Consider the following 11,536-nt stretch of genomic DNA (forward strand, 5'->3'; position numbering starts at 1 on the left):
GCCGCCGCGCCCGGGGTGGGGGGCGCCCCCCCCCGGCGCCCCCCTGACCAGGGCCCCCTTCCGCCCCCCGGGGCCCCGGGGGGCGCGGGGGGCCCCCCCCCCCCCCCCCGCCGAACGGGCAGACCTCCTGGTGCTGATGCTGCCCCACGCCAGCGTCCGCGGGCTGCTCCCGCCGGACTCCCTGCGCGACCGGCTGCTGGTGGACGCCACGAACGCGTTCAGCGGCCCGGGCACCCCCGCCGACCTCGGCGGGCGCACCTCCAGCGAGCTCGTCGCCGAGTGGTACCCAGGCGCCCGGGTTGTGAAGTCCCTGAACACCATGCACTACGAAACCCTCGCCGTGGCCGGTACCGCCCCGGGCGAGCGCCTGGCCCATTTCACGGCGGGCGACGACGGAAAAGCGAAAGAAATCGTCGCGGGAATCATCACGGACCTCGGATTCGCCGCCGTCGACACCGGCCCGCTGCACTCCGGAGGAATTCTCCAGCAGCCCGGCGGGCCCCTTTTCAACCGGCCGCTCACGGAAGCGCAGGCGCTGGCATGGATCTCTCACTGAACGTGAACGGAAGACCCGAGCGGTTCTCGGCCCGGCCGAACGAACTGCTCGTGGAACGGCTCCGGGACGGCCTCGGCCTGACCGGCACCAAGGTCGGCTGCGACACCGGGCAGTGCGGCTCCTGCGTCGTCCGCCTGGACGGCCGGTCCGTCAAGAGCTGCCTGGTCCTCACGGCCGCGGCCGCCGGCTCCGCGGTGACCACCATCGAGGGGGTCGCCGCGGAGGACGGCGGGCTCACCGGCCTCCAGGAGGCGCTGCGCGAGGAGCACGGGACCCAGTGCGGGTTCTGCACCCCCGGCATGGTCATGGCGCTGGGCGAGCTCGTCGAGACCGCGCTCACCAACGACGCCGCCGACCGCGCGGCCCCGACCGAGCCCGAGATCCGCGAGTGGCTCACCGGCAACCTGTGCCGCTGCACCGGCTACCACAGCGTCGTACGGGGGGTGCAGCGCGCCTGCGCGGCAGCCCGGGCCGAGGTCCCCGAGGGGCTGGGGGAGAGCGCGGCCGTGCCCGCCACCGCGTCCGGACAGGAGGGGTGAGGTCATGACCGCTGTGACGGGGGAGAACCCGCTCCAGGAACAGGACCGGGACCCGGACCGGCCGGAACGGGCCGAGCCGCAGGAGCAGGCGTCCGGCGGCGGGGTGCTCGGGGCGCCCCTCGACGCCCGCGAGGACCCGCAGCTGCTGCGTGGCCAGGCGGTGTACGTCGCCGACGTCAACCTGCCCGGCACCGCCCACATGGCCATCCTCGGCAGCCCGCTCGCCCACGCGCGGATCCTGTCGATCGAGACGAAGGCCGCCGAGCAGCTGCCCGGCGTGCTGAAGGTGGCCACCGCCGCCGACTTCGCCGACGTCATGCCGCTGCCCTGCATCTGGATACCCGGCGGCGTCGAGAGCCACTTCCCGCCCCACCCCTACGGACTTCCGGGCTCCCGTCCGGTCCTCTCCGCAGACACCGTCCGGCACGTCGGCGACGCGATCGCCGTCGTCGTCGCCGAGACCCCGCAGCAGGCCGCCGCCGCGCTGGCCGCCATCGCCGTCGAGTACGAGCCGCTGCCCGTGGTCACCCGCGCCGACCACGCCCTCGCCGAGGGCGCCCCGCAGCTGCACGAGGCCGTCCCGGGCAACCTGAACGCGTACTGGACCTGCGGCGACAAGGAGCGCACCGACGCGGCCATCGCCGCGGCGGAGGTCACGGTCGAGCTCGATCTGGTCAACCAGCGCACCATCAACAGCCCCATCGAGCCGCGCGGCGCCGTCGGCGACTACAACGCCGCCACCGGCGAGTACACCCTGTACGCCTCCACCCAGGGCCCGCACAACCACCGCTTCCTGCTGGCCGCACTGGTCCTCGGCATCCCCTTCAACAAGCTCCGGGTGATCGCCCCGACCGTCGGCGGCAGCTTCGGCACCAAGGGGTACCTCTACCCCGACATGGCACTGGTCCTGCTGCTGTCCAAGGCGCTCGGCCGGCCCGTGAAGTGGGTGGACACCCGCACCGGCCTGATGAACTCCACCGTCCAGGGGCGCGACCACCGCCAGCACGTCACCCTCGCCGGCACCCGGGACGGCCGCATCACCGCCGTGCGCTGCACCAGCCACGCCAACCTCGGCGCCTACCCGTCGACGATCGGCCCCGGCGTCGCCACCGCCCTCATGGGCCGCTCCATCACCGGCATGTACGAGATCCCCGCCGCGTTCTGCGAGGTCTACGCCGCCTTCACCAACACCGTGCCGCTCGGCGCCCAGCGCGGCAGCGGCCGCGCCGAGGCCGCGTTCCTGATGGAGCGGCTCGTCGACCGGTACGCCGGCGAGATCGGCATGGACCCGGCCGAGGTCCGCCGCCGGAACCTGGTGCCGGACGACCGCTTCCCGTACGACAACGGCCTCGGCTGGACCTACGACTCGGGCAGCTACCGGGAGAACTTCGACAAGGCCCTGCAGCTGTCCGGCTACGCCGACATGCCCGCCCGCAAGGCCGAGGCGCGGGCCCGCGGCAAGCGCCTCGGCGTCGGCCTCGCCACCTACGTCGCCATCTGCGGGGTCGGCCCCTCCACCCGGATGTCCCAGGAGGGCATGCTGGGCGGCACCTGGGAGAGCGCCAACATCCGCGTCCACCCCACCGGCGAGGTCGCCGTCACCGTCGGCTCCGCCTCCACGGGCCAGAGCCACGGCACCGTCTTCGCCCAGGTCGCCGCCGCCGAGCTGGGCATCGACCCGGCCGCCGTCCAGGTGTACGAGGGGGACACGCTGAAGGCCCCGTACGGGCAGGGCACCTACGGCTCCCGCTCGTACAGCATGGCCGCACCCGCGATCGCCCTCACCGCCCGCAAGATCAAGGACAAGATGGTCCGGGCCGGCGCGGTGCTCCTCGGCGTCCCCGAGGACCGGGTCGTCTACGACGCCGGCCGGGTCCACGAAGCCGGCAACCCGGACAACGGCAAGACCTTCTCCGAGATGGCGATGGCCCTCTGGTACGGCTGGGGGCTGCCCCCCGAGATCGAGCCCGCCCTCGACGAGACCACCCACTTCGACCCGCCGGACTTCAACTACCCCTTCGGCACCCACGTCGCGGTCGTCGAGGTCGACGAACTCACCGGTCAGACCGAGGTGGTGGCCTACACGGCCGTCGACGACGCCGGCAACGTCGGCAACCCGAAGGTGGTGCGCGGCCAGATCGAGGGCAGCATCCTCCACGGTCTCGGCCAGGCCCTCATGGAGGCCGCCGTCTACGACGACCAGGGCATCCTGCTCACCCGCGACCTCGGCAGCTACGCCCTGCCGCGCGCTGCGGACGCGCCGTTCTTCACGCTCGACCGGACCGTCACGCCCACCCCGCACAACGTGCTCGGTGCCAAGGGCGCCGGCGAGATCGCCACCGTGCCGCCCGCCGCGGCCGTCGTCAACGCGGTCGTCGACGCCCTGTCCGACCTGGGCGTCACCCACATCGACATGCCGCTCACCCCCGAGAAGGTCTGGCGCCGCCTGCGAGGAGAAGCCCTGTGATCCTCACCGACTTCGACTACGCCCGGCCCGCCGGCCTCGCCGAGGCCCTGGACCTGCTCTCCGGCACCCGGGGCGCCCGCGTGCTGGCCGGCGGCCAGAGCCTGCTGCCGGCCCTGCGCGCCGGGGAGGACAGCGCCCGCCTGCTCGTCGACGTACGCCGCCTCCCGGAACTGCGGGGCATCGCGAGCACCGCCGGCGCGATCCGGATCGGGGCGCTCACCACCCTCGCCGAACTCGCAGCCAGCCCGCGCGTGCTCGCCGAGGCACCGGAGCTCGCCGCGGCCGCCCGGGCCAACGGCGACCCCCAGGTCCGCAACCTCGGGACCGCCGGGGGCAACCTGGCCGCCCGCGGGCCGCGCGCCACCGACCTGCCCGCGGCCGCCATCGCCGCCGACGCGGTGGTCGAGCTGGCCGGGCCCGGCGGGCGGACCACCGTCACCGCCGAGCAGCTGGAGGCCGCCGGGCCGCCGCCCGGGGCCGTGATCACCGCGCTGCTGGTGCCCGCCGGCGGGCCGGCCGCCGCCTTCGAGAAGACCGCCGACCGGGCCACGCGCTACCCGGTGTGCGCCGCCGCCGTGCGGATCACTCCGGACGGGCCGCGGATCGCGGTCACCGGGGCCACCGCCCGCGCGCTGCGGCTGCGCGGGGTCGAGGCCCGGCTGCGCGGGGGGCCGTACACCACGGAGGCCGTCCTCGCGGCCTTCCGCGCCGAGCCCCGGGAGCAGTTCGTCCCCGGGCGCGGCACCTCGGCCGAGTACCTCGGCCACCTCGCGGGCGTCCTCACCGCCCGCGCGCTGCAGAGGGCAGAACGAGCCCTCGGCTGACCGCCCACCACGGGGAATCGACGGGAGTGGCCGACGTGACCAGGACGACCGCGGGGGTTTCCCCGCGCCCGGGTGGCCCGCCGGCCGCCGGCTCCGGGGGCTCCGCCTCCGGCTCCGGGGGTTCCGGTTTCTGGGTCGTGGGCGCGGTCCTCGTCCTGCTGATGCTCTCCTCCTCCGTACCGTCCGCCCTCTACGTGCTCTACCAGGAGAGATGGGACCTGTCCTCCGGCATGGTCACCGTCGTCTTCGCCGTGTACGCCGTCACCGTCCTGCTCGGGCTCCTGCTGTTCGGGTCCCTGTCCGACACCCTGGGCCGGCGCCCCGTGCTGGGCGCGGGGCTGGTCCTGGCGATCGCTTCCATGGGCCTGTTCGCCGGGGCCCAGGGGCCCGGTCTGCTGCTCGCCGCCCGTGCCGTGCAGGGGCTCGCCGTGGGCCTGGCCACCGGGGCGGTGGGGGCGGCCCTCCTCGAACTCTCCCCGCGCTCGCGGCCCGCGCTCGGCGCCCAGGTCAACAGCGCGGGGCCGACGGTGGGCATCGGGCTGGGCGGGATCGGCGCCGGGCTCCTGGTCCAGTACGCGCCCGCCCCGACCGTGCTCAGCTACCTGCTGCTCGTCGCCGCGTTCGCGGTCGCGCTGGTCGGGGTCGCCCGGATGCGGGAGAGCGCCCCGCTCGGCCCCGGCGGGCGCAGCTGGCGGATCGTCCCGCACCGGATCGGGGTCCCGGCCGCCGTCCGGGGCCGGTTCGCCGTCCTCGTGCTCACCATCATCGCCGTCTGGACGGTCGGCGGCTTCTACCTCTCGCTCGGGCCGCACCTGGCCCTGGCGCTGCTGCGCAGCACCAACTACCTCGTCGGCGGGGCCACGGTGGCCCTGCTGGCGGGCGCGGCCACCGCGGCCCAGTTGCTGCTGGGCCGCACCGCGCCGCTGCGGACCGCCGTCCTCGGCCTCGGCGGGCTGTTGGCCGGGCTCGCCCTGGTCCTGCTCGCCCTCCAGACCAGCTCGGCTGCCGTGTTCCTCGCCGGCACGGCGGTCCTCGGCAGCGGCTGGGGCGCGGCCTTCCTCGGCGCCTTCCGGGCGCTGAGCGCACTGGCCGAACCGGCGCACCGCGGCGAACTGACCGCCGCCGTCTACGTCTTCGCGTACCTCGCGATGAGCGTGCCGGCGGTCCTCGCCGGACTGCTCACCAACATCCACGGGCTGCACCGCACCTCCGTCGGCTTCATGGCCGCCGTCGCCGGGGTGTGCGTCCTGGCCCTGTCCGCCACGCTGCGGCTGGCCGCCCGGACCCGGGCCGAAGGGAGCACGCCATGAGCGCCGCGAACGGCACCGACCCGGGCCGCACGGACCTGCGCGGGGCCCTTGCCGGGCTGGAGATCTTCGCCGCGCTGACCGAGGAGCAGCTGGACTGGCTGGTCTCGGTCTCCGAGCCCCGGGTGCTCGCCGACGGGGAGGTCCTCTTCCGCGACGGCGAGGAGGCCACCGGCTTCCACGTCCTGCTCTCGGGCGGGCTGGTCGTCACCAAGGTCGTGGACGGCCGGGAGGAGGTCCTCACCCGGCACTCCACCGAGGAGGAGGGGGCCGCCGCCGAGGACCACGACGGCAAGCCCTCGGCCGCGCACCGGTTCACCGGCGAGCTGCCGCTCCTGACGGACGGCGCGTACGTGGCCACGGCGGCCGCGAGCGGTCCGGCGACCACGGTCGTCGCCTACCCGAAGCCGGTGTTCTTCGAGATGCTGACCCGCTGCAACGGCGTGGCGGCCGTCCTGATCCCGGTGCTGGCCTGGCGGATCAAGTCCTCCGAGGTGCAGGCCCGCAAGCGGGCCACCGTCGAGGCCCTCGGGACCCTCGCGGCGGGCCTCGCGCACGAGCTGAACAACCCGGCGGCCGCCGTCGCCCGGGCGGCCCAGGAGCTCTCGCCGGCCCTGGACCGGCTCACCCGCAGCGCCCATGCCTGGGGAGCCGCCGCGGGCGGCGCGGAGCGCTCCGTCCTCGACCGGCTGGCCGAGGAGCTGGACAAGCTGCCCCCGCCGGCCACCACCGACCCGCTCGCCCAGGCCGATGCCGAGGAGGAGGTCGCCGACTGGGCGCAGGAGGCGGGCGCCGAGCGCCCCGGACTCCTCGGCGCCGGGGTCGCGGACCTCGGGCTGGAGCTGGGCTGGCTGCTGGAGCGGCTGGAGGGCATCGGTGAGCCGGCCCTGCCCGCCGCCCTGGACCACCTGGCGGCCCTGCTGGAGATCCGGGCGCTGGCCGCGGAGCTGCGCGCGGCCGGTCCGAGGATCTCCCAACTGGTCGCCGCCACTCGTGATTACGCCAATCTCGACCGGGCGCCCGAGCAGCGCTTCGCGGTGCCCGACGGACTGGAGAACACGCTGGTCGTGCTGCGCTCCAAGCTGGCGGGGATCACCGTCGTGCGCGCGTACGAACCGGACCTGCCCGAACTGACCGGCTATCCGAGCGAGCTGAACCAGGTGTGGACGAACCTGGTCGACAACGCGGCCGAGGCCATGGAGGGCTCCGGAACCCTGACCCTGCGGGTGCGGGCCGAGGGCGCCTGTCTGGTCGTGGAGGTGGCCGATACCGGCCGGGGCATCCCCGAGGAGTCCCTGCCGCGGATCTTCGAGCCCTTCTACACGACCAAGGACGTGGGCAAGGGCACCGGCCTCGGGTTGCACCTCAGCTACCGCATCGTGACCCAGCGCCACCGCGGGTCGATCACGGCCCGATCCCGTCCGGGAGAGACCCGGATGATCGTCCGGCTGCCGCTGAGCGCGGCCGCCGCCTGCGCCGAAACACCTGTCGAACCCACCACCACCAGTTGAAACGGAGTCGCCATGGCCACGTACGACATCTCCAAGCTCCACCCGGTCTTCGTCCGGCAGATGGACGCGCTCGCCGCGCTGGACATCGACGCGGTGATGAAGAACTACACCGACGACGCCGTGCTGGTCCGCTTCGAGGGGGCCTCGGTCGGCATCGACGCCGTGCGCGAGACGTTCACCGGCTACCTCTCGCTGAAGCCGACCCTGGTGGAACTCAAGGAGTACATCGAGACCGAGGACACGATCTTCTACCGGGCGATCATGAATCTGAACGGCGCGCCGGAGCACGCATTCGGGACACTGGTGGTCCGCGATGGCCGGATCTGGCGCCAGACGGCCGGCTTCGGCAGCTGACCGCCGATATCCGGGTAGCGTGTGCGGGGAGGGCGGGGCAGCGCCCTCCCCGTGTGCGCAGGGAAATGACCAAGGGGAGTCATGGAACGCGAAACCGGTCGTATCGAGGCATTCAGTGACGGTGTTTTCGCCATCGTCATCACGATTCTCGTCCTGGAGCTCAAGGTTCCGGAGGAAACGGGCTCGGACTTCTGGCACGGAGTGCGGGAGCAGTGGCCGCACTATGCGGCGTACGTGGTGAGTTTCCTCATCATCGGTGTGATGTGGGTGAACCACCACACCATCTTCACCCACCTCAAAAGGGTCGACCGACCGCTGTTGTTCCTGAATCTCCTGGTGCTGATGGTGGTATCGGTGATTCCGTACACCACCACCGTCCTCGCGGAACACCTCGTACACGGCGGCAGCTCCGCCAACTCGGCCGCAGTCCTCTACAGTTCGGTCACCGTCGCCTACGCGCTCGCGTTCCTCGCCTTCTGGTGGTACGTCACCCGCGTCGGCCACCTGTTCCACGAACAGGTCGACAAGGACGGTGCCCGCGCCACCAGGCTGCGCTTCGGCCTGGGCGCCATCGCCTACCCGCTCACCGTCGTCCTGTCCCTCTTCTCCGCCACGCTCACTCTCGTCGCACACTTCCTGATTGCGCTCTACTATGCGGCGAACCAGATCCCGATCCCCCTCGTGGTAGAGGAAGAGCGGCTCGAATCTGCCAGCGACCTCAGGAAGTAGCCGCCAGCGCCTACGGCCGTTTGGGGCGGTCAAGTAGGGTATTGGATCTAGTGGTCGCGGGGGAGGCCCAGATGGCTCGAACAGTGCTGCCGGAGGAATCCGCCAAGGAAATCTCCGAATTGATCGACGTCCTGATCTCGCTATTCTTCGAATCGTTACCCCGGCGGGACCAGCGAAACTGGGCCCGCGTATATCTCAACGGCCTCGTGCGTACCAGCGGCAAGAAAACCATCCGCAACATCGCCGGAACAGGGGCGAGTTCCGTAGAGCAGAGCCTCCAGCAGTTCATCAGCAAGTCGCCGTGGGACTGGACCCCCGTACGGCGCTCACTCGCCCAGTACCTCGAACGCACCGCCCAGCGCCCGCTGGCCTGGGTGGTGCGGCCCATGGTCATCGAGAAGGCGGGCGACCGCTCCGTCGGCGTCGGCCGGCAGTTCGTCCCCCAGCTCGGCCGCACCGCCAACTGTCAGCAGGCCAGTGGGATCTGGCTCGCCTCCAGCGAATCCAGCTTCCCCGTCGAATGGACCCTCACCCTGCCCGCGCCGTGGACCAGCGAACTGCTGCGCCGCCGCCGGGCCGGCATCCCCGACACGGCGCGCTCGCTCACCCCCGCCCAGGACGCCGTCCACGCCGTCCAGCGGATGGCCGCCACCTGGCAGCTCCAGCGGCGGCCCGTGGTGATGGAGGTCGCCGGCGGCGACGTCGCCAGCTGCGTCGAGTCCTTCACCCTCCAGGACATCCCGTTCGTCTTCAAGGTCGACGGCTCGCTGCCCGTCTCCTTCGGCGGCGCCGGCCGGCAGCGGCCCGGACCGTACACCGCGCCCGCACGCGAACTGATCGACTCCCTGCGCTCCCAGCGCCGCGTCGTCGAGTGGACCCGGCACGGCCGCGCCGAGGGGGCAGTGACCCTGCTGACCTCGGCCGCCATCCTCGCCACCCCCAGCGAGGACCGGCCCGTACCGCTGCCGCCGACCCCGCTGCTGCTCATGGGCGCCTGGACGGAGGCGGCCCTGCTGCCCACCGAGTTCTGGATCACCAACATCGGCGACCGGCCGCTGGCCCAGCTCTTCCTGCTGGCCAAACTCATCGACCGGGTATCCCTCGATTTCACCGAGACCTGCGAACCCGTAGGCATCCGTGATTTCGAGGGCCGCTCCTTCCGTGGCTGGCACCACCACGCCACGCTCGCGAGCGTCGCCCACGCGTCGATGCTGCTCAGCGCCCGCGGCCGGACGCCCGCCGGATACCCCGGCCCCGCCCGCGGCCCCCTCGGGCCCGCCCGCGCCGCCGTCGGCGCCGCCGGCGCCGCCGGCGCCGCACCGACCGCCACCGCCACGGCACCCGCCACCGCCACCCGGACCGGTGGCGCGCCGCCGGTGCTGCCGCCCCGGCCGTTCATCCCCGGCCAGAGCGCCCGCCGCGCGTACATCCGCTGAGCCCGCCCCGGCCCGCCACCCGCTGGGCCCGCCCCGGCCGGGGCGCACCGCAGCCCGGAGCCTCTCGCGGCCCTTTTCGGGAGCCTCGTCCCGTAGGAAGCCACGAGAGGTTCCGGTATGTCCTGGACGATCGGCCCGGGCGGCGTTCGTGCCGGTCCATGGGAGAATGAAGTACGTGCGTTTTCCCGGCTGCCCCTCATGGGTATGACGGGATCCTCCGACTGACTGGGATGTTCTGCACGTGCGTTTCCTCAATGACCTGAAGCCGCCGTACGACCTGACGTACGACGATGTGTTCATGGTGCCGAGCCGTTCCGCGGTCGGTTCCCGCCAGGGAGTCGACCTCGCGTCGCCCGACGGCACCGGCACCACCATTCCGCTCGTCGTGGCGAACATGACCGCCATCGCGGGCCGCCGGATGGCCGAGACGGTCGCCCGCCGCGGCGGCCTCGTGGTCATCCCGCAGGACATCCCGATCGAGGTCGTCACCGACGTCATCTCCTGGGTCAAGACCCGCCACCACGTGCTCGACACCCCGATCACGCTGGCGCCCACCCAGACCGTCGCCGACGCCCTGTCCCTGCTGCCCAAGCGGGCCCACGGCGCCGGTGTCGTCGTCGACGCCGACAACCGCCCGATCGGCGTGGTCACCGACCACGACCTGACCGGCGTGGACCGCTTCACCCAGCTCTCCGAGGTCATGTCGAAGGAGCTCCTGCTCGTCGACGCCGACATCGACCCCCGCGAGGCCTTCCACCAGCTCGACGCCGGCCACCGCAAGCTCGCCCCGGCCGTCGACCAGGACGGCCGCCTCGTCGGCATCCTGACCCGCAAGGGCGCCCTGCGCGCGACCCTGTACACCCCGGCCACCGACGCCGCCGGCAAGCTGCGCATCGCCGCGGCCATCGGCATCAACGGCGACTACGTCGGCAAGGCCAAGCAGCTGCTCGACGCGGGCGTCGACACCCTCGTCATCGACACGGCCCACGGCCACCAGGAGTCGATGATCAGCGCGATCAAGGCCGTCCGCGCCCTGGACCCGCAGGTCCCGATCGTCGCCGGCAACATCGTCGCCGCCGAGGGCGTCAAGGACCTGATCGACGCCGGCGCCGACATCATCAAGGTCGGCGTGGGCCCCGGCGCCATGTGCACCACCCGCATGATGACCGGCGTGGGCCGCCCGCAGTTCTCCGCGGTGCTGGAGTGCGCCGCCGAGGCCAAGAAGTACGGCAAGCACGTCTGGGCCGACGGCGGCGTCCGCCACCCGCGCGACGTGGCCATGGCCCTGGCCGCCGGTGCGTCCAACGTGATGATCGGCTCCTGGTTCGCGGGCACCTACGAATCCCCCGGCGACCTCCAGCAGACCGCCGACGGCCGGCTCTACAAGGAGTCCTTCGGCATGGCCTCGGCCCGCGCCGTCCGCAACCGCACCTCGGAGGAGTCCGCCTACGACCGCGCCCGCAAGGCGCTGTTCGAGGAGGGCATCTCCACCTCCCGCATGTTCCTCGACCCGCAGCGCCCGGGCGTCGAGGACCTGATCGACTCGATCATCGCCGGTGTCCGCTCCTCCTGCACCTACGCGGGCGCGGGCTCCCTCGCCGAGTTCGCGGAGAAGGCCGTCGTGGGCGTCCAGTCCGCGGCCGGCTACGCCGAGGGCAAGCCGCTCCACGCCAGCTGGAGCTGATCCCCTCCGACCCGTCCCGGGGGGGGGGGGGGGGGCGCCCCCGCGGGGGGGGGGGGGCGCCCCCGCGGGGGGGGGCGCCCCGGGGGCGCGGCCCCCCCCCCCAGGGGGCGCGGCTGATAAAAAAAACAA

The 11,536-nt window shown here is 73.1% G+C and carries 10 protein-coding genes; all 10 read left to right on the plus strand.

The features are described 5' to 3' along the window. Nucleotides 1–136: 136 nt before the first annotated feature. Nucleotides 137–556, plus strand: coding sequence for an NADPH-dependent F420 reductase (locus ACFVGY_RS36100; RefSeq protein WP_385686295.1), 420 nt, complete (start codon nt 137–139; stop codon nt 554–556). After that, on the plus strand, nt 541–1,095 hold the full coding sequence (locus ACFVGY_RS36105; RefSeq protein ID WP_385686298.1) for a (2Fe-2S)-binding protein: 555 nt from the start codon (nt 541–543) through the stop codon (nt 1,093–1,095). The genes ACFVGY_RS36100 and ACFVGY_RS36105 overlap by 16 nt, the downstream gene beginning before the upstream one ends. Nucleotides 1,096–1,099: 4 nt before the next feature. Then, nucleotides 1,100–3,562 (plus strand): xanthine dehydrogenase family protein molybdopterin-binding subunit, encoded by a 2,463-nt coding sequence (locus ACFVGY_RS36110; RefSeq protein ID WP_385686301.1) that lies wholly within the window; start codon nt 1,100–1,102, stop codon nt 3,560–3,562. Continuing rightward, nucleotides 3,559–4,386, plus strand: coding sequence for an FAD binding domain-containing protein (locus ACFVGY_RS36115; protein WP_385686304.1), 828 nt, complete (start codon nt 3,559–3,561; stop codon nt 4,384–4,386). Before ACFVGY_RS36110 ends, ACFVGY_RS36115 begins: the two co-directional genes overlap by 4 nt. Before the next feature lie 35 nt (nt 4,387–4,421). After that, complete coding sequence (locus tag ACFVGY_RS36120; protein ID WP_385686307.1) at nt 4,422–5,696, plus strand: MFS transporter; 1,275 nt, start codon at nt 4,422–4,424, stop codon at nt 5,694–5,696. After that, nucleotides 5,693–7,204, plus strand: coding sequence for an ATP-binding protein (locus ACFVGY_RS36125; RefSeq protein WP_385686310.1), 1,512 nt, complete (start codon nt 5,693–5,695; stop codon nt 7,202–7,204). Before ACFVGY_RS36120 ends, ACFVGY_RS36125 begins: the two co-directional genes overlap by 4 nt. A gap of 12 nt (nt 7,205–7,216) precedes the next feature. After that, entirely contained in the window at nt 7,217–7,558 is a 342-nt protein-coding gene (locus ACFVGY_RS36130) for a nuclear transport factor 2 family protein (RefSeq protein ID WP_360633982.1), read from the plus strand. 81 nt (nt 7,559–7,639) lie between these two features. Next, complete coding sequence (locus ACFVGY_RS36135) at nt 7,640–8,287, plus strand: TMEM175 family protein (protein WP_385686314.1); 648 nt, start codon at nt 7,640–7,642, stop codon at nt 8,285–8,287. Between the two features lie 71 nt (nt 8,288–8,358). Next, complete coding sequence (locus tag ACFVGY_RS36140) at nt 8,359–9,723, plus strand: IS701 family transposase (protein WP_385686317.1); 1,365 nt, start codon at nt 8,359–8,361, stop codon at nt 9,721–9,723. A 235-nt stretch (nt 9,724–9,958) separates the two neighbouring features. Beyond that, nucleotides 9,959–11,407, plus strand: a complete 1,449-nt coding sequence (locus ACFVGY_RS36145; RefSeq protein ID WP_385686320.1) for a GuaB1 family IMP dehydrogenase-related protein — start codon at nt 9,959–9,961, stop codon at nt 11,405–11,407. Nucleotides 11,408–11,536: the final 129 nt, after the last annotated feature.

The sequence above is a fragment of the Streptomyces sp. NPDC127106 genome (genome assembly GCF_042677605.1).
Classification (GTDB): Bacteria; Actinomycetota; Actinomycetes; order Streptomycetales; family Streptomycetaceae; genus Streptomyces.

What these genes read in the sequence shown, in the direction of transcription:
- ACFVGY_RS36135 (WP_385686314.1), top strand. Translation starts at nt 7,640, where the DNA reads ATGGAACGCGAAACCGGTCGTATCGAGGCATTCAGTGACGGTGTTTTC.
- ACFVGY_RS36105 (WP_385686298.1), top strand. Translation starts at nt 541, where the DNA reads ATGGATCTCTCACTGAACGTGAACGGAAGACCCGAGCGGTTCTCGGCC.
- ACFVGY_RS36100 (WP_385686295.1), top strand. Translation starts at nt 137, where the DNA reads ATGCTGCCCCACGCCAGCGTCCGCGGGCTGCTCCCGCCGGACTCCCTG.
- ACFVGY_RS36125 (WP_385686310.1), top strand. Translation starts at nt 5,693, where the DNA reads ATGAGCGCCGCGAACGGCACCGACCCGGGCCGCACGGACCTGCGCGGG.
- ACFVGY_RS36110 (WP_385686301.1), top strand. Translation starts at nt 1,100, where the DNA reads ATGACCGCTGTGACGGGGGAGAACCCGCTCCAGGAACAGGACCGGGAC.
- ACFVGY_RS36130 (WP_360633982.1), top strand. Translation starts at nt 7,217, where the DNA reads ATGGCCACGTACGACATCTCCAAGCTCCACCCGGTCTTCGTCCGGCAG.
- ACFVGY_RS36140 (WP_385686317.1), top strand. Translation starts at nt 8,359, where the DNA reads ATGGCTCGAACAGTGCTGCCGGAGGAATCCGCCAAGGAAATCTCCGAA.